We start from the raw sequence: 26,940 nt of genomic DNA, 5'->3' as shown, positions 1-26,940 counted from the left end.
GGAACCGAGCGAACGGACCCCTCATGCCTCCCCATGCACCGCGCGGGTCACGCCGGTTGCCCGAGTGGACACTATGATCGAGAGGAAAGGACGATCAAGAACTTGCTGTGAGCAACTTGTCGCTAACGGTTGCCCTGCTGGCGGCGCGCTTGCCAATCATTGTCAGGACCATGACGATAACTGGGCAGGGAAGCCCATCGATCCCGGGCGGTGTGGTGGCCGAGGACGACGAGACGGCGGTGGACGGGGCTGATCCGGCCGACGAACCGTTTCCGCTGCTGATCGCGGTGACGCCGTCGCCGACCGAGCGCATCCGGCTCGCGGAGCGCCTCGACGGGATCGCGCCGCTGCTGCTGGTGGCCGACCTCGACGAGCTGCGCCGGCTGATCGCGATCCCGCAGCAACGGGCCGGCCCGCTCGGCGAGCCACCGTCGACCCCGACGCCCACCGTCGAGCCCGGCCCCGCCCTGGTCATCGACTCGGCCCGGTCCACCGCACGGTACGGGGGTCGCGAGGTCGACCTGACCCGACTGGAACACGACCTGCTGACCTGCCTGATCACCGAGCCGGTCCGGATCTGGAGCTACGCCGAGCTGCACCGGTCGGTCTGGCACGACGAGGGGCGCGAGCGCAGAGCGGACGTGCAGTCGCTGGTGAAGCGGCTGCGACGCAAGTTGCGGGACCTCGGCGCCGGTGCCACGATCGAGGCCGTACGCGGTGTCGGGTTGCGCCTTACCGGCCGGCACGAGCCGCGGATCGGGCGTGCCTGACGGCTGCCTGATGTGGGCAGTTCATCGCCACGTCCGGACGCCCCGCACCGCCGGCAGACCCCGTCGACGCCGCGCCCCGGCCGGACGACGGCCGTCAGATCAGCCCCGCCCGGGCCCACAACAGCCGCCCCGGGCCGCCCACCAGCCCGACGCCCGCGAGGTGGTCGTGCACCCGGGCCGCCGACCACCGCAGCGTGGCCTGCCAGTACGGGTTGGCGCGGGCGGCGGCCCGGCCCACCGCCGGCGGGATACCCACCGCCGCGTACGCGTCGGGGTGGACGAGACGGTTGGCGATCGAGTGTGCGGCGCGACCGACCAGCAGCCGGGCGTACGCCATGCCGACCGGTCCGGCAGCCGCGACCTGGCGGGCCAGCTCGTCGCGGGCGAACCGGACGTGTCGCGCCTCCTCGACGACGTGGATGCGCGAGACCATCCGGATGAGCGGCTGAAGAGACTCGTCCGCCATGATCTCGCGCTGGAACGCGTCGAGGATCTCCTCGGCGACGAGGATCGCGGCGTACATCCGGGGGCCGCTGGCGGTCGCCTTGAGGAACCGGCCGAGCAGGTGGTCGAACGGGTCCGCCCGGTAGACGGGACAGCCCATCGCCTCGATCAGCCGACCGAACATGATCGAGTGCCGGCACTCGTCGGCGACCTCGGTCAGCGCGTACTGGGCGCGCGGGCTGGTCGGGTCGGCGTCGTAGTAGTGCCGGATCAGCATCTGCATGAGGATCGTCTCGAACCACAGACCGGCGCTGGCCGTGCTGGCCACCTCGTGCTTGGTGAGCTCGACGCGCTGCTCTTCGCTGAGGCCCGACCAGAGCGCCGTGCCGTAGAGGCTGCTGCGGTGCGGCGGGAGCCAGTAGGCGCCCGGGGTGTGCGGCGCGTCCCAGTCGATCTCGACCACCGGGTCGTAGCTGGTGCGCAGCGACGACGTGAGCAGCCGTTCGGCGACCGCCGAGTCCTCGGGTTCCGCCGCCTCCATGACTCCTCCACATTGACGTGACTGGCAGTAACTGTTACCTGTAGTAGCATGCAAGCGCCACGCAACGATGTCAATGGACCCCAGCCGGCGGCCGCGTCCACCGGCGACGGTCGAACGGCGACGGGCAACGGCCGCCGGGACCGCTGGGCCAACCACCGTGAGCAGCGCAGGCAGGCGCTTGTCGAGGCGGCCGTGCAGGCGTTGCTGCGGCACGGCCCCGAGGTCGACATGGAACAGGTCGCCGCCACCGCCGGCGTCAGCAAGCCGGTCCTCTACCGGTACTTCGCCGACAAGTCGCAGCTCTGGGTCGCCGTGAGCGAGCGGTTGTCCGCCCAGGTCGTCGACACGATCGCTCCGGCCATCGCGCGGGTCCGCGAGGAGCGCGACCTGGTCGAGGCGACGATCGACGCGTACCTCGGCGTCATCGAGTCCCAGCCGACGCTCTACCGGTTCCTGATCCACCGGTCCGGTGACCCCGGCATCCACCAGGTCGTCTCCGGGACCAGTCGGCAGGTGGCCGCCGGGCTGGCCCGCGTGATCGGCGACCGGCTCCGCGCCCTGGGCCTGGACGCCGGCCCGGCGGAGCCCTGGGCGTACGGCCTGGTGGGCTTCGTTCAGGCGGTCGGCGACTGGTGGACGACCCGCGGCCAGCCGATCAGCCGCGCGGCCCTCACCGACTACCTGACCACGCTGCTGTGGAGCGGGATCCAGGGGGTCCGCGCCAGCGCCGACCTGCCGCGCGAGCTGACCCGCGCGCACGAACGCATCGTGCCGTGAGCTACCACGGCCCGGCGAGCGTCGCGGGCACCCCGGTGCGGGTGCACCTCAGCGGTCGGTGGGAGCCGGTCGACGGCCGCTACCACTGGAGTGGCCGGATCGAGCCCGAGCCCAGGGTGGCCGGACTGCTGCGCTCCGGTCGGCGCGACGTCGAGCTTCGCATCGCCGACCGGGCCCGGCCCGGCCGGCTGGCCGAGGTCGACGCCTGGGGTGGTGTGCGGATCACCGGCCTGGGACCTCCACCCTGGCCCGCGCCGACAGGCGACGAACCGGACCAGCCCGTTTTCCCGTAATCGCGAGCCGCGGTCCGGCGACCACGTAACGTGAGCTACAGCCGATCAACGGCGAACGCCGGACGCGCGTCGGGCCGCCAGGTGGCGGCGCAAGCCGCTCGGTCATCCGCCGGGAGTCAGGTGCGATTCCCCGGCCCGGCGTCATCCGGGCGCGCGCGGAATCCGCCCAGTGGGCAATGCGACGGTACGAGGGCTCCGGACAGCTCCGCCTCGCCGCCTGCCCACTCAGCCGCAGGAGGTGCGGAGCCCATGCTGTCGGTATTCGACCCTCGGCACACCGTCGCTCCCCCGGGATACAGCCGCTGGCTCATCCCGACCGCGGCGCTGGCCGTGCACGTCTGCATCGGCCAGGTCTACGCGACGAGCGTCTACAAGAACTCCCTCATCGCACACTTCGACGTCAGCCAGACGGCGATCGGGGCGATCTTCAGCATCGCCATCGTCATGCTGGGCTCGTCGGCGGCGGTGGGCGGCCGGTGGGTGGAGCGCAACGGCCCCCGCCGGGCCATGTTCGTCTCCGCCTGTTTCTGGGCCACCGGGTTCCTGGTCGGCGCGCTCGGCATCGCGACCCGGCAACTCTGGCTGCTCTACCTCGGTTACGGCGTCATCGGCGGCATCGGGCTGGGCATCGGCTACATCTCGCCCGTCTCCACGCTGATCAAGTGGTTCCCGGACCGGCCGGGTCTCGCCACCGGTCTGGCGATCATGGGATTCGGCGGTGGCGCCCTGGTCGCCGGCCCGCTGGCGCGTCAGTTGCTGTCGCTCTACGACCCCGACTACAACCCTGCCAACCCGGCCGCCGTGGCGTCGGGGTCCGCGCTGGTGGGGCTCTTCGTCACGTTCGGCATCGGCTACTTCGTGATCATGATGTTCGGCCCGTTCAACGTCCGGGTTCCTCCGCCGGACTGGCGGCCCGCCGGGTTCGACCCCGCTCGCGTCGCCACCCGGTCGCTGGTGACGAGGGCGAGCGTGTCCGCGTCCAACGCCGTGCGGACCCGTTCGTTCTGGCTGCTGTGGATCGTGCTGTTTTGCAACGTCACGGCGGGTATCGGCATCCTGGAGCAGGCCAGCCCGATGATCCAGGACTTCTTCCGGGACAACGGCTCCACCGCTGTCTCGGTGTCGGCGGCGGCCGGCTTCGTGGGTGTGCTGTCGCTGTTCAACATGGCCGGCCGGTTCATCTGGTCGACGACGTCCGACCTCATCGGCCGCAAGCCCATCTACATGGTCTACCTCGGCGTCGGCATGGTGCTCTACGCGCTGCTCGCCGTGGCCGGGCACGCCGCGACCGCCGTCTTCGTGCTGATCGCCGCCTTGATCATCTCCTTCTACGGCGGTGGCTTCGCCACCATGCCCGCGTACCTGCGGGACCTCTTCGGCACCTTCCAGGTCGGCGCCATCCACGGCCGGCTGCTGACCGCCTGGTCGGCGGCGGGTGTCGCCGGCCCGCTGATCGTCAACGGGATCCTCGACAGCCAGGGCAAGCCCGGGACGCTCACCGCGTCGGCGTACCGACCCGCGCTGTTCACCATGGTCGGCGTGCTCGCCATCGGCTTCGTCGCGAACCTGCTGGTCCGCGCCGTGCCCGACCGTTTCCACGAGCCCGACCGGGGTCCGACCTCGCCCGTGGCGCGCGCCAGCGTCACCGAGCCGGTCGCCCTCGGCCCGCAGAGCAGGCCACCGGTGCCCGAGCACGTCGGCGGCCAGACCGGGCGGCTCTGGTTGTCCTGGCTGCTCGTCGCGGCGCTGCTCGGCTACGGCATCGTCGAGACCGTCATCACGGCCGCGAAGCTGTTCACCGGCTGAGGCGACGGCCGGGCTGCGACGCGCACGGGCAGTACCCCGCGAGGGCACTGCCCGTGCGCGACGCGCTCAGCGTCGGCCGTCGTGCACCGTCGGCCCGTGCTCGGCGAGGCGCTCCCGCTGGGGTACCACTGTGTACTTCGGATCGCGCGCCGACACCCTGCCCGCCTCGAAGATCCCGAACCGGGTGGCGACCGACGAGGCCACCAGGGCCGCGCCGGAGAGCACCGACAGGACCCGGCTGCGCCGGCTGAACAAGGCCGCGGCAGTGCCCACAGTGAGCAGCACCCGGCCCCCCTTGACCAGCCGGCCGCTGCGGCCGCGCACGTACGGCTCGCCGGTCAGTCCCATCCGCTCCAGCCGGTGACCGCCGATCGCCTCGACGGTCGCGGCGGCGAGGGCGAGGCGGCGCAGCGGGGCGGTCTCCGCGGCCGGCGCCGCGATCAGGCCGACCCCGGACGCGGCGACGAGCGCGCTGCCGGCGAAGACGACCGGCAGGAAGGGGTGCGCGTCATGCCAGGCCGGCACGGCGGTGTCGGCGAGCAGGACTCCGGTGTACGTGGCCAGCCCCGGGGCGGTGGCCGCGGCGGCCAGGCCGGCGACGTCGCCGACGGAGGGTGCGAGCCGGCGGGCCAGGCCGAGCACGCCGTGCTGCGGGAGCCGGGGCGCGAACTCGGCGATCGCCGCCACACCGGCGGCCGGCCCGAACGCGGTGAGGATCCAGGTGCCCACCGACATCGGCGAGGTCAGCTTGGCGACCCGGAGCATGTGGTGGAAACGGTCCGGCCGACCGAGGTCGTGCACCAGCAGGTACGCGCTGGCGAGGGTGCCGCCGAGGGCCGTCCAGCGGCCCACGCGACGCAGGGCGGGGCGTCCGGTCAGTTGGGCTCCCGCGCCGATCAGCGCGCCTCCGGCGGCGAGGCCACCGCTGAACAGGTAGCCGGCGATGTCGTGCTTCCACACCGGCGCCTTGAGGATCGGGCGGCCGTAGTAGGAGCTGAAGTCGGCCGGCGGCACGGTGAGCTGCTCGCCGCCGTGGCTCCGACCCCGGCGCTGCCCGTCGGGCTGGTCGAGGTGGGCCTGGAACGCGCGGAACCGGGCGCCGACCGGCTCGTGCGGTGGCGTCGCGTCGGTCATGGCCGCCTGCCCAGGAACGCCAGCGCCGTGGCGGCGACCATCGTCAGCGCGGCGAGGCCGGCGCGTTTCCACATCGCCGGCAGATCCCGCGTCGTCACCACCGGATCCGGCGGCAACCCATACACCTCCGGCTCATCCAACAACAGGAAGAACGCCCCGTCACCACCCACACCGTCGTTCGGATCCTCCCCGTACAACCGCGCCTCCGACACCCCCTGCTCATGCAACGTGTCCACCCGCTGCGCCGCCCGCTCCCGCAACTCGTCCAAGGGCCCGTACTGAATCGACTCCGTCGGACACGCCTGCGCACACGCCGGCGTCATCCCCGCACCCAACCGGTCATAACACAGCGTGCACTTCCACGCCCGACCATCACCCCTACGCTGATCAATCACCCCATACGGACACGCCGAAATGCAGTACCCACACCCATTACAGATGTCCTCCTGCACCACCACCGTCCCGAACTCCGTCCGAAACAACGAACCCGTCGGACACACATCCAAACAAGCCGCATGCGTGCAGTGCTTACACACATCCGACATCATCAACCACCGAAAATCCGACCGCTGCTCCACACCAGTGCCCCGCCCCGGCGGCTGCCCACCCGGCATACCCAGGAACTCCGGCCCGCCCGACATGCGGGCCGCCGCGCCCGGCGAACCGGTGGGCAGGCCCGGATCCGTGCCGGTGTCGGTGCTGGTCCGCGCGCCCACAGCCGCCGTCGCCGGGCTGACCGCCGGCCCGTCCGGATAGCCCTCGAACGCCGGCGTCTCCCGGTCGACCGGGCGCGGCTGCTCGATGAAAGCGACGTGCCGCCACGAATTCGCGGTCAACGCCCCGGTGTTGTCGTACGACATGCCCAGCAGATCCAGACCACTCTCCGGAACGCCGTTCCACTCCTTGCAGGCCACCTCGCACGCCTTGCACCCGATACACACGCTCGTGTCGGTGAAGAACCCCATCCGCGGCGGCGCGTCCACATAGCCGGCGTCCGGCGCCGGATCGAGCGGCCCGTACAGGGCGTTGGGGTGGGGCATCGGTCAGGCCTCCTGGTCGCTGCTGCTGTCGGCGACGTCGGTCGTGATCAGCGGCGGGTAGCGGTGGGTCAGGTGCCCCGACCGTCGCCGGTAGTCGAATACGAGGTTCAGCAGATCCTGGCCCCTCGGGCGTCGGCCGGGCCGCACGTCGCACGTGCCGACCTTGCTTTCCTGGATGAGGACGTTGGGGTCGAGGGTGATGCCGAACAGGTCGTTGGCCGAGTCGCCGGTGACCAGACCCTCGTAACCGAAGTGGTACGGCACCCAGACCTGGTGGATGATCCGACCGTCCACCCGCAGCGGGGTGATCCGGTCGGTGACCAGGACCTTCGCCTCGATGGCCGCGCGGGCGGTGACCAGGTGCGCCCAGCCCAGGTGGGTCAGGCCGCGTTGGGCGGCCAGTTCCGGCGACACCTCGACGAACATCTCCGGTTGCAGCTCGGCGAGGTGCGGCACGGTCCGGCTCATGCCGCCGGCGGTGTGGTGCTCGGTGAGCCGGCTGACCGTGAACACGTACGGGAAGACGTCGCTGTACGGCTCGGGCGGGCTCGGGTTGAGGGTGTTGATCGGATGGATGTAGACCTTGCGAGCCGGGTTGGCCTGCTGGCGGTAGAGCGGGTTGCGCACCGGCGACTCGATCGGCTCGTAGTGCGTCGGCAGCGGCCCGTCCAGCACGCCGGTGGGCGCGTAGAGCCAGCCCTTGCCGTCGCCCTGCATGATGAACGGGTCGTCGCCGGCGATCCCCGCCGGCCCGGACGCGTCGGCCGGCGGCCGGTACGAGGGCGGTTTGGTCTTCTCGAAGTCCGGCACGTCGTAGCCGGTCCACTCGGCCTTCTCCGGGTCCCACCAGACGTACTTCTTGCGCTCGCTCCACGGCCTGCCCTCCGGATCGGCCGAGGCACGGTTGTAGAGGATCCGCCGGTTGGACGGCCACGCCCAACCCCATTCGAGCGCCACCGAGGACTGCTCCGAGCCGGGCTTGCGGCGCGCGGCCTGATTGACGCCGTCGGCGTACACCCCGGTGTAGATCCAGCAGCCACCGGCGGTGGAACCGTCGTCCTTCATCTCCGTGTAGCTCGACAGCGGTCGGCCGCTGGCCACCTCGTATCCGTTGATCTCGTATAGCACCGATTCGGCGCTCGGTTCGGCGTGCGGACCGTGCGTGGGGTAGTTCCAGTTGAGGTCGAGCAGCGCCCGGTCGCGGGGCCGGGTCGAGCCGGCCAACCGCTCCCTGACGATGCGTCCGAGGTGGTAGAAGAACCACAGTTCGGAGCGGGCGTCGCCCGGCGGCTCGACAGCCTTCTCCCGCCACTGCAACAACCGCTGCGTCTGGGTGAACGTGCCCTCCTTCTCCACGTGTGAGGCGGCCGGCAGGAAGAACACCTCGGTACGACACTCCTCGGGCACGATCTCGCCCGTTTCGATCTCCGGGGCGTGCTGCCAGAACGTGGCGCTCTCGACCATGAAGAGGTCCCGCACGACCAGCCAGTCCAGGTTGGCCATGCCGAGGCGCTGCGCGCGGGCGTGCGCCGAGCCCACCGCGGGGTTCTGCCCGAGCAGGAAGTACCCCTTGACCTTCCCGTCGATCATGTTGAGCACCTGCTGGTAGGTGCCGTGGTCACCGGTCATCCGCGGCAGGTGGCCGTAGCAGTAGTCGTTGTCGGCGGTGGCCGCGTCACCCCAGTACGCCTTGAGCAAGTTCACGCCGTAGGCGCGCGCGTCACCCCAGAAGCCCTTCTGCCCGGGGTGGCGGATGCTGTCCACCCACTCGTCGAGGGTCGGGTGGTCGGCGTGGTGCGGCATCGGCAGGTAGCCGGGCAGCAGGTTGAACAGGGTCGGGATGTCCGTCGAACCCTGGATGCTGGCGTGACCGCGCAGCGCCATCACCCCGCCACCCGGACGGCCCATGTTGCCCAGCAGCAACTGGATGATCGCCCCGGTACGGATGTACTGCACGCCCACACTGTGCTGCGTCCACCCCACCGAGTAGATCAGCATGCCGGTGCGGTCCCGGCCCGAGTTCGCCGTCCACGCCTGCGCCAGTTCGAGGAACTTCTCCTGCGGGATCCCGCAGACCCGCTCCACCATCTCCGGCGTGTAGCGGGAGAAGTGCCGCTTGAGGATCTGGTAAACGCAGCGCGGATGCTGCAACGTCTCGTCCCGCTGCGTCTGCCCGCCCACCGGCGCGCCGTGCGACTCGTGCTCCAGCCCGGCCGCCGTTTCCCGCTGCGTCTCGGTGTCCCGGGGGGGGATGTTCTCCTCGACGCCCTCGTACTGCCAACTGCTCTGGTCGTAGCTGGCGTTGTCCTCGGCGAAGCCGGAGAAGAGCCCGTACAGATCCTCGGTGTCGCGGTACTCCTCGGTCACGATGGTGGCGGCGTTCGTGTAAGCGACCACGTACTCGCGGAAGTCCAGCTCGTTGTCGAGGATGTAGCGGATCACGCCGCCGAGCAGGGCGATGTCGGTGCCCGCCCGGATCGGCAGGTACGCATCCGCCACCGCGCTCGTACGAGTGAACCGCGGGTCGACGTGGAACACCTTCGCGCCACGGTGCTTGGCCTCCATCACCCACTGGAAACCCACCGGATGTGCTTCCGCCATGTTCGAACCCTGGATGACGATGACGTCAGCGTTGGCGATGTCCTGCTGGAACTGGGTGGCGCCGCCACGACCGAAGCTGGCCCCCAGACCGGGGACGGTGGCGGAGTGTCAAATACGCGCCTGGTTCTCGATCTGCAGCGCCCCCATCGCGGTGAACAACTTCTTGATGAGGTAGTTCTCCTCGTTGTCCAGCGTCGCCCCGCCCAGACTGGAGATCCCCAACGTCCGGTTGAGCGGCCGGCCCTCGTCGTCACGGTCTTCCCAGGTCTCGTCCCGGGCAGCCAGGACCCGATCGGCGATCATGTGCATCGCCGTGTCGAGGTCGAGATCCTCCCACTCGGTGCCGTACGGCCGCCGGTAGCGGACCGTCGTCTGCCGCAGCGGACTGGTCACCAGACTCTTGCTCGCCGAGCCCTTCGGGCAGAGCCGGCCCCGCGAGATAGGACTGTCCGGGTCACCCTCGATCTGTGTGACCTGCCCGTCCTTGACGAACACCCGCTGGCCACAACCCACCGCGCAGTACGGACAGACCGACCGGGCGACCGAGTCGGCGGTGTCGGTGCGGGCGGTCAGCGACAGTGACAGGGCCGACTTGGCCGCCGCGCCCCGCCCGAGCGGGTCGGTGCCGGTGAGCTGGCGGTAGAGCGGCCAGCTCTCGACCCAGCGGCGCACCCCCATCGCTGCACCTTCCCGACGAAAGCCACTAAATGTGAACAGTCCGACAGTAGATGAGGTGCCAGCCCGGCCGCAGCGGGATCAGCAGAGCGGGCCATTTCGCGCTGGCCGCCGACGGCATGGTGTAGGAGGGCCGCGATCAGTTCGACGGGTGCTGGACCGCCAGGCGATCACCGAAGGTCCGGTAGCGGTGCAGCTCCCAGAACAGCCAGCCGATGCTGACGATCGCCAGTACGACGAAGACCAGCGAACCGGAGAACGTGTCCCAGAGGGTGTGCAGGACGACGACGCCGAGGAAGGTGCCGAGGAACCCGAACAGCCGGCCGACGCTCGGGCTGGCCAGCAGCGCCCACAGCGCTCCGGCGGTGAGCCCGGTCCAGGCGGTGTGCCCGGCGGGCGCGGTCAGACCACGGATGAACAGGGTCTGCTCCACCGCGCCAATGTTGCCCTGCGAGCTCAGCAGCGCGGTGAAGGCGTACCCCATCGTCTCCAACGCGGCGAAACCCATGCCGGCGGCCACACCGATGACCAGACCGTCGGACGGCAGGCGGCGACGGTGCTGCGCCAGGGCCGTGAACAGCAGCACCACGGGGACGATCAGCTTCGCCGACTCCTCGATCAGTGCCACGAACAGCATGGGCAGGGCGCCGAGGCCGCGCAGAGTGTCGTACTCCAGGGTGCCGGCGACCACCGTGCCGATCACCCCGCCGAAGAACGCCGATGTCACCAGCACCGACGCCGGCACCTGCCAACGCCCGGTACGGGCCTGGGCGAACGTGAGGAACGTCAGGGGAGCCAGGGTCGCGCCGAGCAGGATCAGTGCTGGCACGAAGTTCGGGTTCTGGGTGCGCACGAGGGTCCGCAGCACCGCCAGATACAGGATCAGCCCGATGACGAGCACTCCGACCCACGCCCACCGGCGAGAACGATCACCCATACCGGGGAGTCTCGCGGATCCAGGTTACGAAGACCAGCCTGGCGCTGAGATCCCCACGACTCGACGGCGACCACGGCGTGCGAGCGAGCGTGGAGGTCTGGCGGGCCGTGCCTACGCTGGCGGGATGGATCGATGGCTGGGAATCGGCGGGTTCATCACCGGCGTCGTTGGTCTCGTGCTCACCGTCTACTACGCGCGCAAGGCCGAAGAACTCAACCTGATGCGGAAGCGGCTTGAGTGGCCCGACCTGCAGGCGGCCGCGAACGACCTCGGCCGGCGGATCAAGACGGAATTTCCCACCCACCGCGATCATCGCTCCCGGCGTCGCTGCCGATCGCATCCGGGCCGCATCGGTCGCCGTCACGCGGGTGGCGTGCAAGAACCACAAGTCTCCCGAGTACTACTGGTGGCTCGCCGACAGTGACGACTTCTTCTTTCCCTGGGGTAAGGCCAGGTAGCCCAGGACCGACCGCGGCGCAGGGCTGATCCGGCGGCCGCCCCAGGGCTGTTCAGAGCACGTGACCGGCCTCCGGCAGCGGCTCGTTCGCGTGCTCGTAGCCGAGCAGCAGCGCGGACGTGGAGGTCTTCGCGCCGGCCAGGATCGCGGCCACGAGCGTGTCCCGCAGCGGCCCGGGGAACCCGAACTCCGCCACCGAAGGATGATCCAGATCCATCCACGGAGGGTACGCCCGACCGTCGGTGACGGGGGCCGGCCAGCGTGGCATGGTCTCGTGCATGGCCACCTACGACGTCGCCCTCGTCCTGCTCGTCGACGCCTCCGGGGCGGTGCTGATGCAGCATCGCGACGAGCACGCGCCCGTCTCGCCCAACCAGTGGAGCCTTCCCGGCGGTCACATCGAGCCCGGCGAGTCGCCCGAGCAGGCGGCCCGCCGCGAGCTGCTGGAGGAGACCGGCCTGACAGCCGGTGAGCTGCGCCTGCTGTGGAGCGGTCCGCGCCCGTACGAGGCGGGCTTCGGGCACACCGTGACGGTGCACATCTTCCATGGCGTCACCACCGCGCGACAGGAAGACGTCGTGCTCGGCGAGGGGCAGGCCATGGTGTTCGTCCCACGCGACGAGGTGTTCGATCGGGAGCTGGCGGCCTCGACCGCGCTGGTCCTGCCCATGATCTAGACGAATAAGTCCTAACTCAAGACGGGGCTGGGGCTGCGGCGAAGGGCGCTGGTCATCCGCTTTGGCTGCCCGCCGTGTCGATGTGCTGGTGAGCGGTATACCTCAGAGGTATGAATATGACTCTGAGGTATACCGCTCACCACCGCATCCGCCCCCACGGAGGTGACCGACGGTCGCCGCCGGCCGCCGGCTGCGCCCACCGCCCGGAGTCCTCGACAGCGGATGCGGAATCGGGTTGTTGGCGTGGCAACGCGGGCCTACCGTCATGGGGCACCTCCCGGTGCGCAGGCAACGGCTACTTCCGCTTCCAATCGGGGAGACGTGGGTTCGAATCCCACCGCCATGTCACGTGGCGTCGACCAGCGGCCCAGGTCACCTTGGCCCGCGAGGGCCGGTCGCCGTCGCCGCTTCGATCTCGGGAGGTGCTCTCGCCGCACGCCCGGTGCGACGGATACGGTTACTTCCTGGTGAAGGCCCGGCAAGGGCCTGCGGTTCGAACCCGCGAACACCGTGTCCACTTTTGATCTCGGGCGTGTGGTGCGACCAGCCGCCGTCGATCACAAGATCACAAAACCCGTTGCCCCTCCCGCACCGCTGCCGCTATGGTCGTGACCGCACTTCCCGGTGCGTAGGCGACGGCTACATCTGGAGGGGTTCCGGCCCCGGTGAAGGACATCCGTCGCCAACCTCGATCTCGGGAAGCGCGACCACACGCACACCCGGTGCGCAGGCAACGGTTACTTCCCGGCTCCGCAGATGGGGGTTCGAATCCCCCCGACACCTTCGGGTCGGTGGTTCAACGGACAGAACGGCGGACTAGTCCGTGGCCGACTCTGATCTCGGGTGTGCGCTGTGGTGGCGCCTTCTCGGCCGACTGACGTGGGGGACGTCATGGCCAAGTTCAACGTCAAGCTGCGCACGAGCCGGCATCGGCCGGCGATCGGCGAGGGCGCACCCGGTTTCGTCCGTGAGCCGCGCCTCGAACTGTTCCTGCTCGGTGTCTCGAACATGGTGGGCGAGGACACCTTCTACGAGGGTTCCACCAGCCGGGAGGCCCGTTTCCGGGACCTGGTCGCCGCCGTCGCCGTCGCGGATCCCGACTGGTTCGCGCGCTTCGTACCGTGGCTCCGCACCGGAGCGATGATGCGCTCAGCGTCCGTGGTGGCGGCCCTTGAGGGCGCCCGTGCCCAGGTAGCGGCGGGAATTCCGGGCTCGCGCGCGGTCGTGGATGCGGCGTTGCAGCGTGCGGACGAGCCGGGCGAGGCGCTCGCGTACTGGCTGGCTCGTCATGGCCGGGCACTGCCCAAGCCGGTGAAGCGGGGCATCGCCGACGCGGCGGTCCGGCTCTACACCGAGCGGAGTCTGCTCAAGTACGACTCCATCGCCAACCAGGTGCGCTTCGGTGACGTCATCGAGCTGACCCACCCCACCGCCAGGGATGAGCGACAGGGCGACCTGTTCCGGCACGCGCTGGATCGGCGGCACCGGCGGGACAACCCGGTACCCCCGTCCCTGCGGATGCTCAGGGCGCGGGACGCGCTCATGGCGATGCCTGTCGAGCAGCGCAGGGAGGTCACCGATCCGGCGACGCTGGACGCTGCCGGTATGACGTGGGAGGCGCTGGCCGGCTGGCGACAGAGCGCGATGGACGCGGCGGCATGGGAGTCGGTCATCCCGACGATGGGCTACCTGGCGCTGCTGCGTAATCTGCGCAACTTCGACCGGGCCGGGGTCAGCGACACCGTCGCGGAGACCGTGGCGGCCACGCTCTCCGACCCGGCTCAGGTCGCGAGTTCGCGGGTGCTGCCGATGCGCTTCCTGTCGGCGTACAACGCGGCGCCGAGCCTGCGCTGGGCGTACCCGCTGGAGAAGGCGTTGCAGCACGCCCTCGCGAACGTGCCCGCCCTGGACGGGCGGACGCTGATCCTCATCGACACGTCCGGCTCGATGCAGAGCCCGTTCAGCAAGGACGGCACGCTGCTCTGCTGGGACGCCGCTGCGGTGTTCGGTCTCGCGCTGGCCGCCCGCGCGCAGTCGGCCACGGTGGTGTCGTTCTCCAATGACAGCCGGGTGTTCCCTGCGGTGGCGGGCGAGTCGGTCCTCGCGGCGGTGCGGCGGTTCAAGGAGGGCGGCTACTTCCTCGGCAGGGGAACCGACACCGAGAAGGCGGTCCGCGAGCACCACGGCCGACACGACCGGCTGATCATCCTCACCGATGAGCAGGCCCACTGGCACGGCTCGACGGATGTCGTCGCGGCGGTGCCGGCGGAGGTGCCCGTCTACACCTGGAACCTGGCCGGATACCGGGTCGGGCACACGCCGACCGTCACGAACCGGCACACCTTCGGCGGACTGTCCGACGCCGCGTTCGCGATGATCCCGCTGATCGAGGCCGGGTCCGACGACCGGTGGCCCTTCTGATCCGCGCTGCGGGGCTGCACCCGCCCCGCAGCGCGGGTCAGGGTAGGAACTCGCCGGTCAGGGCGATGAGGGCGCGGGCGGCCGCGCCCACCGGTCGGTCCACCGGCGTGGCGAGCGACGCCGTCCAGTCGAGGTCGGCGTCGGTGACCGTCAGCGTACGCACGCCCTCGGCGTCGGCGACGGCGAAGCGGGGCAGCAGGGCGATACCGAGGCCGTGCCGGACGTGGTCGGCGCCGGTGGCGATGTCGGGGATCTCGATCGTGACTCGCCGGGAAAGGCCGGCGGCGGCGAACGCCCGGTCGGTGACGGCGCGGTTGCCGTACCCGACCGGGGAGTCGATGAAGTTCAGCCCGGCGATTTCCCCGAGCGTCACCGCCTCGCGGGCGGCCAGCGGATGATCGTCGGGCACGACGAGATCGATCACCGAGCGGGCCAGCTCCGTGAAGCGGACCTCGGCCGGCGGCGCGCCGGGCAGCGAGACGAACGCGAGGTCGAGCCGGCGCTCCGCGAGCGCGTCGATGAGCCCCTGGGAGCCGGACGGAGCGACGCTGGTGTGCAGCAGCACCCCGGGGTGCCGGCGGTGGAACTCGCCGAGCAGGGCCGGTAGGTGCAGGAGTCTGATCGAGGTCATCGTCCCGATGCGCAGGGTGCCACGGAGGCCGCCGTGTACCTCGGCGACCGCGTCGCGGGCGTCGCGGGCCGCGTCGAGGGCGATGCGGGCGCGGGGCAGCAGCGCGGCGCCGGCGTCGGTGAGGAGTACGCGTTTGGAGTTGCGGTCCAGCAGCGGCGCACCCAGTTCGCGTTCCAGGGTCTTGACCGCCGCCGAGACGGCGGACTGGACGACGTGCAGGCGGGCGGCGGCGCGGGTGAAGTTCTGCTCCTCGGCCACGGCGACGAAGTACTCGAGTTGGCGGAGTTCCACGCCGCCAAGTATCACCCATACTGATCGCTGCTAGCGTCAACTTTCGTTGCACGCGATGATCGGGTGGAGCGACAGTGGGGTCATGTCGTCGACGATCCTGTCATCCCGCCGGCCCGCCGCCGCGTCCACCCGCGCCGAAGGATCGTCTCGCCGCCACGGCCGGGGCTTCTGGGTGATCGCTCTGGCGTTCCTGACCGCGATGGCGTTCGGCACCGTGCCGGCCCCGCTCTACCCGCTCTACATGGCTCGGGACGACTTCTCCACGTTCATGGTCACGATCGTGTTCGCGTCGTACGCGGTGGGTGTGGTGATCAGTCTGCTGCTCGCCGGGCACGTCTCGGACTGGGTCGGCCGGAAGAAGATCCTCATTCCGGCGCTGGTGTTGGAGCTGGTCGCCGCCGCGCTGTTCCTGGGCGACGCGTCCCTGCCGGTGCTGCTGGTCGCCCGCCTGGTGAGCGGACTGGGCATCGGCATGATCACCGCGACCGCCACCGCCTACCTGCAGGAACTGCACGCGGCGCACCGGCCCGGCGCGTCGCGCCAGCGCTTCGAAGTGGTCTCCACCGCCGCCAACATCGGCGGCCTCGGCGTGGGCGCGTTGGTCGCGGGCGTCCTCGCCCAGTACGTCCACGCGCCGCTGCGCACTCCGTATCTGGTGTTCGCCGTGCTGCTGACCGTCAGCATCGTGGCGGTCGCGGCGACCCCGGAGACCGTCGAGGAGCGGCTGGTCAAGCCCACGTACCGGCCGCAACGGATCAGCGCCGACCACGGCGACCGGGCCGGGTACGTGGCTGCTGCCGGCGCCGGCTTCGCGTCGTTCGCCGTGTTCGCCCTGTTCACCTCCGTCGCCCCGGGCTTCGTCGCGGGCGCCCTGCACCTGCCCTCACGGGCGCTGGGCGGCGCGGTCGTGTTCGCCGTGTTCGGCGGCGCCGCCGTGGCGCAGACCGTCACCAACCGGCTCCCCGCCCCGGCGAAGGTGCGGCTCGGGCTGCTGGCGCAGGCGGTCGGCATGCCCGTCGTGCTGGTGGGGATGCACACCGCCAGCCTGACCGCGTTCCTGGTCGGTGGTGTGGTCGCCGGTGTCGGGGCCGGCGTGCTGTTCAAGGCCGCCGTCGGCATGGTCGCGGCGATGGCCACGCCCGCCCGGCGCGGCGAGGCCCTGGCCGGGCTGTTCCTCATCGCCTACCTGGGAATGAGCCTGCCGGCCGTCGGCATCGGGATCGCCACGCGAACCGTCAGCACGATCACGGTGATGAACTGGTTCACCGGACTGCTGCTCGTCATGCTCGCCGGTGTGACGGCGCTCTTCCGTCGCCGCCCCGCAGCCCGCTGACCCGCTGACCCGCCGACCGGGGTCGGGCCGTGTCCGGCTCGCCCCGGTCCGTGTGGTCAGCGCGGATCGGACCACCAGGGTTCGAGGACGACCGGGTCCGCGATGTAGGCCCGCACCTGCGTACGCTCCGGCTCGGTCAACGTCAGCGCGCGGAGCTGGGCGCCCCACTCGGGCACCCGATCGGTCTTCCCCAGCGCGATCGACAGCTCGATCAGGCCGGCCAGCGCGGTGGCCTGCTCGACCGTCGGAGCGTCTTCGGCGCGACGGCGCATCCCCGAGTCGAGCGCCCGGTAGGCGGCCCGGTCGTCCAGCTTGAACTCGCGCAGGATCCGCGCGTTGTCGAGCACCCGGGCCAGTCCTTCAAGCTCGGACGACCCGCCGTACTCCAGATCCTTCGGCTCGTCTCGTTGGATGAAGATGATGGTGTTGCCCGACGGGTCGACGACGCTGAACCGTGATGCTCCGGCACGGTAGCGGGTCAGTCGGGGCAGGCCCTTGACCAGCACCTTGCCGTGGGCGCGGCGCATCGCGTCGGCGAACGCGGCGTGGTACGGCGCGACCGCGTCGACCATCACCAGGCAGCCGCCGGTCTGTTCCTTCGCCGGGTCGAGGTCCTTCGGCGCGGGCCCGTAGTGCAGGGCGAACCCGCTCCACTGAACGACCAGATACACGTACGGCCTCATCTGCTCGTAGGTCACCTCGAAGCCCAGGGCACGCCAGAAGGCCAGGGTCTCCTCCGGCGCCGGGCAGGGCAGCAGCGGCACGGTGGTCTCGTTCGGCTGGACGCGGTCCTCGTTGGTCGTCATGGTCGCTCCCGGTCCGGTCGGCAGGTCGGCCATTGTGCCAGCACCGGCGGCGGGCCGCTCCGATCGCGCCTCCTACCCAGGGAGGAGATGCGCTCCGACCCCGGGCCGCAACCGGGGCCCGGGGTCGGACGCGACCGGCGGGAACGGCCACGAGCATCTACAGACATGACTACCGTTCTGCGTCGGGCGGCACACTGGAACCGCCCCCTCCTGATTCTCGTCTGCGCGATGGCGGTGCTCGCCGTCGTCGCCACGGTCGGCGTCCTCGTCGACCCGCGCGTCCTCACCGGGGCGCCGATCTGGCTCAAGCCGTTCAAGTTCGCGGTGTCCTTCGTCCTGTACGGCGCGACGCTCGCCTGGATGCTCTCCCTGCTGCCCCGGCGCAGCCGGATCGTCGAGTGGGCGGTGATCGTCATCGTCGCGGTGGCGGTCCTGGAGAACGCGTGGATCGTCGGTCAGGTGATCCGCGGGCAGACCAGCCACTTCAACGACACCACAGCGCTGAACACCGCGCTGTTCGCGTCGATGGGCGCGGCGATCATGGTGCTGTTCCTCGCGCACCTCGTCATCGGGATCGTCGTGCTGATCCGGCGGATCCCCGACCGGGTCGCCGCGACCGCCGTCGGGTGGGGGCTCGGCCTGTCCCTGCTCGGCATGCTCGCGGCGGTGCCGATGGTGCTGCCGATGCAGGACCCGGGCATCGAGGGCATCTCCGGGGCGCACAGCGTCGGCGTGGCCGACGGTGGGCCGGGGCTGCCCGTGGTCGGTTGGAGCACCACCGGCGGCGACCTGCGGATCGGGCACTTCGTGGGGCTGCACGCCCTGCAGGCCCTGCCGATCCTGGCGATCCTGCTGACCCGTTTCGCGACCCGGCTCGACGCGCGCACCCGCGTCCGGCTGCTGGTCGTCGCGGGCGGCGCGTACGGCGTACTCACGATGCTGTTGACCTGGCAGGCCCTGCGCGGGCAGCCGCTGCTGCGCCCGGACGCCCGCACCCTGGCCGCCGTCGCGGCCCTGGTGGTCGCGACGGCGACCGCCAGCGGCCTGGTCCTGGCCCGCCGACGCCGCCCGGAACTGGCGCTCGCGGCATGACCGCGACGCTGTTCTCCCTGACGTTCGCGGTGGCCGCTCCGTTCTGGGCGCTGATGATCCTGGTGCCGCGCTGGTCCTGGACCACCCGGATCATCAGCTCACCGCTGATCGTGCTGCCCGTCGTGGTGATCTACGCGCTGCTGGTGGTCCCGGCGTTCGGCGAGGTGCTGCCCGCCGTCGCGTCGCCGACCCTGGCCGGGGTACGCGACCTGCTCGGCACGCCCGACGGCGCGGCGGCTGGCTGGGCGCACCTGATCGCGTTCGATCTGTTCGTGGGCCGCTGGGCGTGGCTGGACAGCCGGGAACGGGGGGTGCCGGCGCTGGTCATGGCTCCGGTACTGGTGCTGACCATCCTGCTCGGACCACTCGGGCTGGCCGCCTACCTGGGCGTACGGACGCGGTGGCCGCGGTCGGCGGTCGCTGCCACCGACCGTGAGCACCTAGGCTGACGACCGTGGGGCGGCTGGGACGACTGTTCGACACGCGGGACGCGCGTGTGCGGATGGTGCTGCTCGACCTCAGCGGGTTGGGCTACCTGCTCGTCGTGCCCCACTCCGGCTCCGCACCAACGGTGACACAGTGGATCCTCGCGGTGGCCGCGTTCGCCGCCGCGCTCGTGACGTATCGCCGGCCGGTGGTCAACCTGGTGCTCCAGACGGCGTTGCTGGCGGTCGCGGTCTGCCTCATCGACGACTTCACCATCAACCAGGTGGGGGCGAGCTGGGCGCTGCTCGAGGTCACCATGCTCTCGGCTCGCGCCCGCACCATCTGGCTGGGCACCGGGCTGCTGGCCGTGGTCGACCTGACCGACTCGATCGGCGACCCGCTGCGCCAGGTCGCCTCCGGCGTCGTCGGACTGGCCCTGGAGGTCGGTGTCCCGGTGCTGCTCGGCCTGGTCATCCGGACCAACCGGGAGCTGGGTCGGCAGGCCGTGGAGCGGGCGCTGGCCGAGCAGCGGCGCCGCGAGTCGGAGAGCCGCGCGGCGCGCGCCGACGAGCGCAGCGCCATCGCCCGCGAGCTGCACGACGTCGTCGCCCACCACGTGGCGTCGATGGTGCTGCGGGTCGGTGTGGCCCGGCACGTCCTCACCGACCTGGACCCCCGGGTGGACGAGGTGTTCGACGACGTGCACGGCACGGGCACCGCGGCCCTGGCGGAGCTGCGCCGGCTGGTCGCGGTGCTGCGCAACCCCGACGGGGTACGCGGAGACGCGGCGCTGACCGCGATCGAGCCCTCGGCGCTCCCCTCGGCGCTCGGCGCCGCCGTCGACCGGGCCCGCCAGGCCGGCATCACCGTGGACGCCGACATCGACGCGGCGATCGGCTCCCTCGACGCGGTGCGTGGCCTGGCGGTGCTGCGGTTGACCCAGGAGGCGCTGACCAACGTGGCACGCCACGCCGGGCCGGCCGCGCGGGCGCACCTGGTGGTCGCCCTGCACGGCGGGGCCGTGCACTGGGAGGTCACCGACGACGGGGGTGGCGTCGACGGCGACAGCGCCCCGACGCCCGTGCCGGCCGGCGGCGGCCACGGCATCACCGGCATGTCCGAACGCGTCGAGGTCCTCGGCGGCCGGCTGGAGGCGGGACCGACCGGCACGGGCTGGCGCGTGCGGACCGTCCTGCCGAACACGCTCCCCGAGACCGCCGCCGGGCCGGCGCCGCGGGCCCGTGAGGTACCGGCCGCATCAGCCGCCCCGGAGCCGGCGTGATCCGCATCCTGCTGGTCGACGACCAGCACCTCATTCGCGCGGGCCTGCGCATGCTGTGCGACGCGCAACCCGACATCGAGGTCGTCGGCGAGGCCGACAACGGCCGCGAGGCGGTCGTCCTCGCCGCCCGGCTCATCCCCGACGTCGTCGTCATGGACCTGCGCATGCCCGGCGTCGACGGAATCACCGCGACGTCGCGGATCCTCGCCGAGCGTCCGGCCACCCGGGTGCTGGTGCTGACCACGTTCGGCGACGACGACCACCTCTACCCCGCGCTGAGCGCTGGCGCGTGCGGCTTCCTGCTCAAGGACGCGCCCCCGACCGAGCTGCTGGACGGCATCCGCCGGGCCGCCGCGGGCGACAGCCCGTTCACCCCGGAGGTGCTGCACCGCCTCGTCCAACGCGCGGTGCGCGCCCGCGCCGAGCCGCCCCGACCCGTGCAGGGGCTGACCGCCCGCGAGCAGGACGTGCTGACCCTGGTGGCCGAGGGCCTGTCCAACAGCGAGATCGCCGAACGGCTCCACATCGGCGTCACGACCGTCAAGACCCACATCACGAGCCTCATGACCAAGACCGACAGCCCCAACCGCGTACGCCTGGCCCTGTTCGCGCGCGGCGCCTGACCCTCGGCCATCCGGCGCGCGCTACCGGCCGCACGCGTAGCCCTGCATCCCTCTCGGGTTCGCGCCGGCGGCGAGCACGCCCGTGCCCGGGTCCCGGGTCACGGCGCAGAGCCGGCCCAGACTCCACGCGTCGGCGAGCCGCACCTCGTGCCCGTACGCCCGCAGGGCCCGCACCACGTCGGCGTCGAACCGGTCCTCCATGAGCAGGACGCCCGGCTCCGAGTCGCGGGGATAGAACGACGCCGGCAGGCTGACGGTGTGCCACGCGGGCGCGTCAATGGCCTCCTGCAGGTGCTGACCGCCGACGAGGTGGCGCAGCAGGAAGGGCACCTGCCACTGGTCCTGCTGGTCACCGCCGGGCGTACCGCACGCCAGGACCGGCTCCCCGTCGCGGTGCACCATCGTCGGGCTCAACGTGGTGCGCGGTCGGCGGCCCGGCGCGAGCGACGAGGGCAGCCCCTCCTCCAGCCAGAACATCTGCAGCCGGCTGCCCAGCGGAAAGCCGAGTTCCGGGATCGTGGGCGAACTCTGCAACCAGCCACCACTCGGCGTCGCGGAGATCATGTTGCCCCAGCGGTCGACGACGTCCACGTGGCAGGTGTCGCCCCGGGTCACTCCGTCGGACCGCACCGTCGGCTCCCCCGTGGTCGGGTCCGACGCGTCAACGCGGCGACCGGCGCCGGGTCGGACGTGGTCCGGCAGGCGCGGCTGCGCCCCGTCGGGACTCCCCGGTCGCAACTCGGTCGACGCGCGGTCACCGACCAGGGCCGCCCGCTCCCGCGCGTACGCTGGGGAGAGCAGCGCCGCGGCGGGCACGTCGGCGCTGTCGCCGTACCATGCCTCGCGGTCGGCGAAGGCGAGCTTGAGCGCCTCGACCTGGGCGTGGACGCCGGCGGCGGTGGCCGTCTCGTACGCGCCGTCGTCGTCGAGCGCGTCGAGGACGGCCAGCGTCTCCAGCAGCACCGGGCCCTGGCCCCAGAACCCGGTCTTCGCCACCGAGTAGCCCTGCCAGTCGAGGGTGGTCGGGGCCTCCCAGGTCGCCGAGTACGCGGCCAGGTCGTCGCCGGTGACCAGCCCGGCGTGTGCGCGTCCGCTGGAGTCGCGGAACGGCCGCCGGCTGAACTCGTCGATCGCCTCGGCCACGAAGCCCGTACCCCAGGCTCGGCGCGCGGCCTCGATCTGCGCCTCCCGGTCGGCGCCGGCCGCCTGCCCGGCCTCGACGAGTCGGCGCAGAGTGCGCGCGTACGCCGGGTTGGCGAACCTCTCCCCCGCGGCCGGTGGCCGGCCGTCGCGCAGCCAGAGCTGGGCGGACGTCGGCCAGTGCTCCTCGAACAGCGACCGCACGGCCGCGACCGTCTCACCGACCCTGCCCACCAGCGGGTGACCGGCGGCGGCGTAGCCGATCGCCGGCTCCAGCACGTCGGCGATCGAGAACGTGCCGTGCTCGCGCAGCAGCAGAAGCCACGCGTCCACCGCGCCGGGCACGGCCGCCGCGAGCGGGCCGGCGCCCGGGATGAGGTCCATGCCGAGGGACCGGAAGTGGGCGATGGTCGCGGCGGCCGGCGCCGGGCCCTGCCCGCACAGCACCTTCGGACGAGGATCCTGGGCGGTCGCCACGATGGCCGGCACCTCGCCCCCCGGGCCGTTGAGGTGGGGTTCGACGACGTGCAGGACGAACCCGGCGGTCACCGCGGCGTCGAAGGCGTTGCCGCCGCGTTCCAGGACCCCCATCGCGGACTGGCTGGCGAGCCAGTGCGTCGACGACACCATGCCGAAGGTTCCCTGCAGGGTCGGCCGGGTGGTGAACGCCATGACAACACCTCACTCGTGTCCGCGGCCCGGAGCGTACGTCGTGCGCGGCGGGTCAGGGCCGGCGGGGCCGGGCGTGCAGGGCCGCCCGCAGCGCCGGACCGAAGACGCGCCGGACGTCGGCCGGGGACAGTGCGCCGATCGAACGGATCGGGTTCAGGTACCGCGTGAAGATCAACCCTCCGAGGACGCCGACGGCGGCGGTGGCGCGTTCGGTCGCGTCGGGGCCGCCGAGAAATTCAGCGATGCGGAGGCGCAGCTCACCGTCCAGGTAGTCACGCAGGGCGCGCATCGTGTCGTCGTCCCGCACCGCCATCCGGTTCTCGGCGGGGACTGTGGCGTCCCACAGACCGGTGACCGAGTCGAGCAGGCGGTCGGCCAGGCCGGCCTGGTCACCCCGCAGGGCCTGGTCCAGAGCGGTGGGGTCGACGCAGAGCAGGTTCAGCGACTGGCTGAAGAGGCCCTGCTTGGAGCCGAAGTGATAGCTGATGAGCGCCGGGTCGACCCCTGCGGCGGCGGCCACCGCCCGCACTGTCGTACCCGGGTAACCGTGCTCGCGGAACAGGTCGCGGGCGACCTCGGCGATGCGGGCGCGGGTATCGGGATTGCCGCGGGGCCGACCCCGCGTTTTATTCAACACGGTTGAATAATGCGCTCCTGCGGTGGCACGGTCAACACCGTCACCACAGCAACGAGGAGTGCACCCATGCGTACCGTCGTCTTCGGCGCCACCGGACCCACCGGCCGCCAGATAACCGAGCAGGCCCTGGCCGCCGGCCACGAGGTCGTCGCGGTCACCCGCCGCCCCCACGCCGTCCGGCCTCGGGCCGGCCTCACCGTCGTCGGCGCCGACGTCGCGGACCCCGACGCGGTCGACCGGGTCGTCGCCGGCAGCGACGCCGTCCTGTCCAGCCTGGGCGTGCCGCTCACCCCGAAACCGATCACCGTGTACTCGCGGGGCAACGCGCACATCGTCGCGGCGATGCACCGCCACGGCGTGCAGCGGCTCGTCACGGTCAGCTCCAGCGTCCTGGACCCGACCTGGCGGCCGACCGGCGAGTTCTTCTTCAACAACGTGCTGGATCCACTGTTCAACCGCCGGGTGGGCCGTACCGCCCACGAGGACATGCGCCGGATGGAGTCGCTCGTACGCGAAAGCGACCTGGACTGGACCATCGCCCGCCCGTCCGGCCTGTTCGACCACCCCAGCGCGACGCGCTACGAGGTGGTGGAGAACGTCGCGGACGGCCTGTTCACGGCACGCGCGGACCTGGCGGCGAGCATGGTGGCGCAGTTGACCGACGACCGGTTCGTCCAGCGGGCGATGGCGGTGATCACCACCGAGGTCCGGCCGAGCATCGCAGGTCTGCTCTGGCGCGAGGCCGTCGCCAAAAAGAAGTGACGCCCTCCGGAGCGACTCGCACGAGGACGCCGCCCAATATCCGGGCATGCACACAGCGCCACCGGTTGGTAGCGTACCGGTGATCCCGCCAGCGGTGGCCGGCGGTGGTCCCCTGGGGAGGGTCAGCATGTGGGCGGACGACGCTGCGCTCGACGCGGCGGGACGCCGGCTCGACGAGTGGGAGTCGTCGCTCGCCGAACGGGCGGAACGGGCGAAGACGCTGTCGGCGAGGATGCAGGATCTGACCGGCAGCGCCCGCAACGCCGACCGGACGGTTGACGTCACCGTCGACGCGGCTGGCCTGCTGATCGACCTGCGGCTCGACGAACGCATCCGGCAACAATCCGCGGCGCGCACCGCCCGGCAGATCCTCGACACCACGAGAGCCGCGCGTACCGACCTGCTGCGGCAGGTCGCTGACGTAACCGCGGAGTCCCTCGGCGATGACCCGAGCGCCCGGGCCATCATCGACTCGTACCGCAGTCGGCTGGGCCACGACCAGGGGCCGAGCGATGCCCGCCGGTGACGGCATCCAGGTCGACCCGGACGACCTGACCGCCCACGCGGCACGCCTCGACCGCTGCGCGAGCAGCCTCGACACCGCCCAGCAGGCGGGCCAGCAGGTCCGGCTGGGCGGTGTCGCGTACGGGCAGCTCTGCGCGATGCTGCCGATGCTGCTCGACGGCCTGCAACGCACCCTTGTCGACGGCATCGGGGCCGCCGCCGGGTCGGTGCGGGACACCGCCGGCAGGCTGCGGACCGGGGCAGACCACTACCGACACTCCGACGCCCGTGCCCAGCACCAGCTCGACGGGGTGCGGCAACGCCCGTGATGTCCAACCCGCTCGTCGCCGCCGCAGCGGACACCCCACCCAGCGCCTGGGCGGGTATCTGGATCTGCGAGGACATCGAACTCGTCGCGCAGGGCGTCCGCAACGGCAGTTGGATCGACGGCAGCCTCGGTGTGGTGAGTGCCGGCCTCGACGCCCTCGCCTTCGTCTCCGACCCGGTCGGCGCCCTGCTCCAGTACGGGATCGCCTGGCTCATCGAGCACGTCAAGCCGCTCAGCGAGGCGCTCGACTGGCTCGCCGGCGACCCGGCACAGATCACCGCGCACGCCCAGACCTGGCGCAACGTCGCCGCCTCGCTCCGCGAGGAAGCCGCCGAGCTGACCCGCGCCGTCCGCGACGACGTCGCCGGCTGGGGCGGCAGCGCCGGCCCCGCCTACCGCGCCTGGGCCGCCGAACAACAGCAGGCGATCACCGGCCTCGCCCAGGGCGCCGACACCATGGCCGCGATCACCGAGGGCGCCGCCGGCCTGGTGGCCGCCGTCCGGCTCCTGGTCCGCGACGCCATCGCCGCCTGCGTGTCCCGCCTCATCACGTACGCGGGCGAACTCGTAGTCACCGGCGGACTTGCCGCACCGCTGGTCGTGGAGCAGGTCACGACGCTGGTGGCGTCGTGGGGGGCGCGGATCGCGCGGCTGTTGCGGGGGCTGCTGGCCAGCCTGCGACGGCTGATCCCGGAGGTACGCCGCCTCGGCGACCTCATCGAGAAACTCAAGCAGGCGCTCGGGCGACTCCAGAAAGGAGAATCGCCACCGAGCCGGAACACGCCCGAACCTGAGCCGCCTCGCGAGCCCCCAACGCTTGCGGCGACGGAGCAGCAGCGGATACACGATCTCGGCATGGATCCGGCGACCGGGAGGTTCCGTCCCGGCGAGGCGGAGACAGCGGTCCGGCTAGAGCAGGAAATGAGCGTGATACTCCACCGCGCTCCCCCGGCCTCCTCTGCCGACTGGGTGGACGAGGCCGGACGGACCTACGATGCGGTGGGCAACTTCCCGGCGCAGTTCTTTGACCGTCAGTGGCCCCAGTTGCAGTATCAGATCGAACGACACTTGGACAAAGCTGACCTGGTGCCGGTGGACGTGTCGCAGTTCATCCCGGAACAGGTTGCCCGGATCGAACAGTTCATCACGGATCGAAACCTCGGTCCGCGAGTATTCATCGTGGGGAAATGATGGCTGGCCTCATCGTGCTGAAACCCGGCGTCGACTGGACCTCATCGGGAGGGCTGTTTGACTGGACGCTGGAGTTTTTGATCTCCCGCCTCTCGGACAGACAGACCGCTAACCGCCTGCAGGAGATCGTCGACAACAACCTCGGGTCGTTGTGGGTCGACGACCTGCCCGCGGCAGCACAGCTGGAGATCGTGAGTCATTGGCGAAACGACCTGGTGACAACTGGCGAACGGCAACTGCCCGAGACCGAGCACAAGGTCGACGTCATTCGCCATCTTCAGGAACTGGTGGACGCAACCTACTCAGCCGGGTACCCCGACTCGAGCAATCCTGGTAGTCGATGACGCTACGCGGTCCCGTCACCCCAGGAGTTGGGCGTCGAAACCGCTACGACGTGCCCACAAGGTCAGCGGCGTTAGATCCGTTTCCCCGGTCATGATGCTCGCTGACCTGACGGCAACGATGGCATGCACGGCCTGGAGTCGGCCGCCTCGAACTCTCGCATCGTCGTCTCGACCTGGTGGGCCGCGGCGGGTGCGTGCTGATGGCTCGCCGGGATCGGGGTGACCGGGCCGTCCCCGTACGCCAGGACCTGCTCAGAGGCCGACGAGAGCGGATTCCGACGGGGTTGGTGGCGTGCACCTGGGCC

26 protein-coding genes and 1 pseudogene are annotated in these 26,940 nt (G+C 71.3%); 17 read left to right on the top strand and 10 right to left on the bottom strand.

The window, feature by feature from the left end; translation table 11 throughout:
- Positions 1-170: 170 nt before the first annotated feature.
- On the top strand, positions 171-770 hold the full coding sequence (locus ACFYPR_RS20940) for a winged helix-turn-helix domain-containing protein (RefSeq protein ID WP_355066440.1): 600 nt from the start codon (positions 171-173) through the stop codon (positions 768-770).
- A 94-nt stretch (positions 771-864) separates the two neighbouring features.
- Here ACFYPR_RS20940 and ACFYPR_RS20935 read toward each other — a convergent pair whose 3' ends face one another.
- Positions 865-1,755, bottom strand: a complete 891-nt coding sequence (locus ACFYPR_RS20935) for a diiron oxygenase (RefSeq protein ID WP_354862595.1) — start codon at positions 1,753-1,755, stop codon at positions 865-867.
- Between the two features lie 48 nt (positions 1,756-1,803).
- Here ACFYPR_RS20935 and ACFYPR_RS20930 point away from each other — a divergent pair, with 48 nt between their 5' ends.
- The 3 genes from ACFYPR_RS20930 to ACFYPR_RS20920 all read left to right on the top strand — a co-directional run bounded on the left by ACFYPR_RS20930 (position 1,804) and on the right by ACFYPR_RS20920 (position 4,631).
- The gene (locus ACFYPR_RS20930; RefSeq protein WP_354862593.1) at positions 1,804-2,532 is read left to right on the top strand and encodes a TetR/AcrR family transcriptional regulator; all 729 of its coding nucleotides are present in this window, start codon (positions 1,804-1,806) and stop codon (positions 2,530-2,532) included.
- On the top strand, positions 2,529-2,825 hold the full coding sequence (locus ACFYPR_RS20925; protein WP_354862591.1) for a DUF4873 domain-containing protein: 297 nt from the start codon (positions 2,529-2,531) through the stop codon (positions 2,823-2,825). The genes ACFYPR_RS20930 and ACFYPR_RS20925 overlap by 4 nt, the downstream gene beginning before the upstream one ends.
- 249 nt (positions 2,826-3,074) lie before the next feature.
- Positions 3,075-4,631 (top strand): OFA family MFS transporter, encoded by a 1,557-nt coding sequence (locus ACFYPR_RS20920; protein ID WP_363939257.1) that lies wholly within the window; start codon positions 3,075-3,077, stop codon positions 4,629-4,631.
- 66 nt (positions 4,632-4,697) lie between these two features.
- Here the strand turns inward: ACFYPR_RS20920 and nrfD are convergent, their stop codons facing one another.
- The 4 genes from nrfD to ACFYPR_RS20900 form a co-directional block, all read right to left on the bottom strand.
- A complete protein-coding gene (gene nrfD / locus ACFYPR_RS20915; RefSeq protein ID WP_355066436.1) occupies positions 4,698-5,765 on the bottom strand; it encodes an NrfD/PsrC family molybdoenzyme membrane anchor subunit in 1,068 nt (355 codons plus the stop codon).
- Positions 5,762-6,805: a 4Fe-4S dicluster domain-containing protein gene (locus ACFYPR_RS20910; protein WP_387261761.1), complete on the bottom strand. Its 1,044-nt coding sequence runs from the start codon at positions 6,803-6,805 to the stop codon at positions 5,762-5,764. Before ACFYPR_RS20910 ends, nrfD begins: the two co-directional genes overlap by 4 nt.
- Positions 6,806-6,808: 3 nt before the next feature.
- Positions 6,809-10,084 (bottom strand): formate dehydrogenase, encoded by a 3,276-nt coding sequence (fdh, locus tag ACFYPR_RS20905; protein WP_387186331.1) that lies wholly within the window; start codon positions 10,082-10,084, stop codon positions 6,809-6,811.
- Between the two features lie 136 nt (positions 10,085-10,220).
- Positions 10,221-11,018 (bottom strand): PrsW family intramembrane metalloprotease, encoded by a 798-nt coding sequence (locus ACFYPR_RS20900; protein ID WP_354856811.1) that lies wholly within the window; start codon positions 11,016-11,018, stop codon positions 10,221-10,223.
- 124 nt (positions 11,019-11,142) lie between these two features.
- Here ACFYPR_RS20900 and ACFYPR_RS20895 point away from each other — a divergent pair, with 124 nt between their 5' ends.
- Positions 11,143-11,442 (top strand): hypothetical protein, encoded by a 300-nt coding sequence (locus ACFYPR_RS20895; RefSeq protein WP_354856814.1) that lies wholly within the window; start codon positions 11,143-11,145, stop codon positions 11,440-11,442.
- 97 nt (positions 11,443-11,539) lie between these two features.
- Here ACFYPR_RS20895 and ACFYPR_RS20890 read toward each other — a convergent pair.
- Positions 11,540-11,692, bottom strand: a pseudogene (locus ACFYPR_RS20890) (RNA-binding protein); the annotation flags it as partial.
- A 61-nt stretch (positions 11,693-11,753) separates the two neighbouring features.
- Here ACFYPR_RS20890 and ACFYPR_RS20885 point away from each other — a divergent pair.
- Complete coding sequence (locus ACFYPR_RS20885) at positions 11,754-12,152, top strand: NUDIX domain-containing protein (protein ID WP_354856817.1); 399 nt, start codon at positions 11,754-11,756, stop codon at positions 12,150-12,152.
- Between the two features lie 891 nt (positions 12,153-13,043).
- Positions 13,044-14,573 carry a TROVE domain-containing protein gene (locus ACFYPR_RS20880; protein ID WP_387261757.1) on the top strand — a complete coding sequence of 510 codons (1,530 nt, stop codon included), beginning with the start codon at positions 13,044-13,046 and terminating at the stop codon, positions 14,571-14,573.
- 37 nt (positions 14,574-14,610) lie between these two features.
- Here ACFYPR_RS20880 and ACFYPR_RS20875 read toward each other — a convergent pair whose 3' ends face one another.
- Positions 14,611-15,495 carry a LysR family transcriptional regulator gene (locus tag ACFYPR_RS20875; protein WP_355138728.1) on the bottom strand — a complete coding sequence of 295 codons (885 nt, stop codon included), beginning with the start codon at positions 15,493-15,495 and terminating at the stop codon, positions 14,611-14,613.
- Between the two features lie 55 nt (positions 15,496-15,550).
- Between ACFYPR_RS20875 and ACFYPR_RS20870 the strand changes: the two genes are divergently transcribed.
- On the top strand, positions 15,551-16,828 hold the full coding sequence (locus ACFYPR_RS20870; RefSeq protein ID WP_387261753.1) for an MFS transporter: 1,278 nt from the start codon (positions 15,551-15,553) through the stop codon (positions 16,826-16,828).
- A 56-nt stretch (positions 16,829-16,884) separates the two neighbouring features.
- Here the strand turns inward: ACFYPR_RS20870 and ACFYPR_RS20865 are convergent, their stop codons facing one another.
- The gene (locus ACFYPR_RS20865; RefSeq protein ID WP_387261751.1) at positions 16,885-17,634 is read right to left on the bottom strand and encodes a glyoxalase; all 750 of its coding nucleotides are present in this window, start codon (positions 17,632-17,634) and stop codon (positions 16,885-16,887) included.
- 165 nt (positions 17,635-17,799) lie between these two features.
- Between ACFYPR_RS20865 and ACFYPR_RS20860 the strand changes: the two genes are divergently transcribed.
- Genes ACFYPR_RS20860 through ACFYPR_RS20845 form a run of 4 tightly spaced genes read left to right on the top strand, consistent with a single transcriptional unit; the run spans position 17,800 to position 21,057 of the window.
- Entirely contained in the window at positions 17,800-18,726 is a 927-nt protein-coding gene (locus ACFYPR_RS20860) for a hypothetical protein (protein ID WP_387261747.1), read from the top strand.
- Complete coding sequence (locus ACFYPR_RS20855) at positions 18,723-19,175, top strand: ABA4-like family protein (protein WP_387261744.1); 453 nt, start codon at positions 18,723-18,725, stop codon at positions 19,173-19,175. The genes ACFYPR_RS20860 and ACFYPR_RS20855 overlap by 4 nt, the downstream gene beginning before the upstream one ends.
- A 5-nt stretch (positions 19,176-19,180) precedes the next feature.
- A complete protein-coding gene (locus ACFYPR_RS20850; RefSeq protein WP_387261741.1) occupies positions 19,181-20,434 on the top strand; it encodes a sensor histidine kinase in 1,254 nt (417 codons plus the stop codon).
- Positions 20,431-21,057: a response regulator gene (locus ACFYPR_RS20845; protein ID WP_387261738.1), complete on the top strand. Its 627-nt coding sequence runs from the start codon at positions 20,431-20,433 to the stop codon at positions 21,055-21,057. The genes ACFYPR_RS20850 and ACFYPR_RS20845 overlap by 4 nt, the downstream gene beginning before the upstream one ends.
- A gap of 21 nt (positions 21,058-21,078) precedes the next feature.
- Here ACFYPR_RS20845 and ACFYPR_RS20840 read toward each other — a convergent pair whose 3' ends face one another.
- Entirely contained in the window at positions 21,079-22,869 is a 1,791-nt protein-coding gene (locus ACFYPR_RS20840; protein ID WP_387261735.1) for a gamma-glutamyltransferase family protein, read from the bottom strand.
- A gap of 52 nt (positions 22,870-22,921) precedes the next feature.
- The gene (locus ACFYPR_RS20835) at positions 22,922-23,506 is read right to left on the bottom strand and encodes a TetR family transcriptional regulator (RefSeq protein WP_387261732.1); all 585 of its coding nucleotides are present in this window, start codon (positions 23,504-23,506) and stop codon (positions 22,922-22,924) included.
- A 66-nt stretch (positions 23,507-23,572) separates the two neighbouring features.
- Here ACFYPR_RS20835 and ACFYPR_RS20830 point away from each other — a divergent pair, with 66 nt between their 5' ends.
- The 5 genes from ACFYPR_RS20830 to ACFYPR_RS20810 all read left to right on the top strand — a co-directional run bounded on the left by ACFYPR_RS20830 (position 23,573) and on the right by ACFYPR_RS20810 (position 26,635).
- On the top strand, positions 23,573-24,268 hold the full coding sequence (locus ACFYPR_RS20830; RefSeq protein WP_387261730.1) for an NAD(P)-dependent oxidoreductase: 696 nt from the start codon (positions 23,573-23,575) through the stop codon (positions 24,266-24,268).
- Between the two features lie 127 nt (positions 24,269-24,395).
- Complete coding sequence (locus ACFYPR_RS20825) at positions 24,396-24,794, top strand: YbaB/EbfC family DNA-binding protein (RefSeq protein WP_387261727.1); 399 nt, start codon at positions 24,396-24,398, stop codon at positions 24,792-24,794.
- Positions 24,781-25,101 (top strand): type VII secretion target, encoded by a 321-nt coding sequence (locus tag ACFYPR_RS20820; protein ID WP_387261725.1) that lies wholly within the window; start codon positions 24,781-24,783, stop codon positions 25,099-25,101. Before ACFYPR_RS20825 ends, ACFYPR_RS20820 begins: the two co-directional genes overlap by 14 nt.
- A complete protein-coding gene (locus ACFYPR_RS20815; protein ID WP_387261723.1) occupies positions 25,101-26,291 on the top strand; it encodes a WXG100 family type VII secretion target in 1,191 nt (396 codons plus the stop codon). The genes ACFYPR_RS20820 and ACFYPR_RS20815 overlap by 1 nt, the downstream gene beginning before the upstream one ends.
- The gene (locus ACFYPR_RS20810) at positions 26,288-26,635 is read left to right on the top strand and encodes a hypothetical protein (RefSeq protein WP_387261721.1); all 348 of its coding nucleotides are present in this window, start codon (positions 26,288-26,290) and stop codon (positions 26,633-26,635) included. The genes ACFYPR_RS20815 and ACFYPR_RS20810 overlap by 4 nt, the downstream gene beginning before the upstream one ends.
- Positions 26,636-26,940 lie beyond the last annotated feature (305 nt).

Source organism: Micromonospora sp. NPDC005254 (genome assembly GCF_042872525.1).
Lineage (GTDB): Bacteria > Actinomycetota > Actinomycetes > Mycobacteriales > Micromonosporaceae > Micromonospora.
This window is presented reverse-complemented; position numbering and strand designations above follow the sequence as displayed.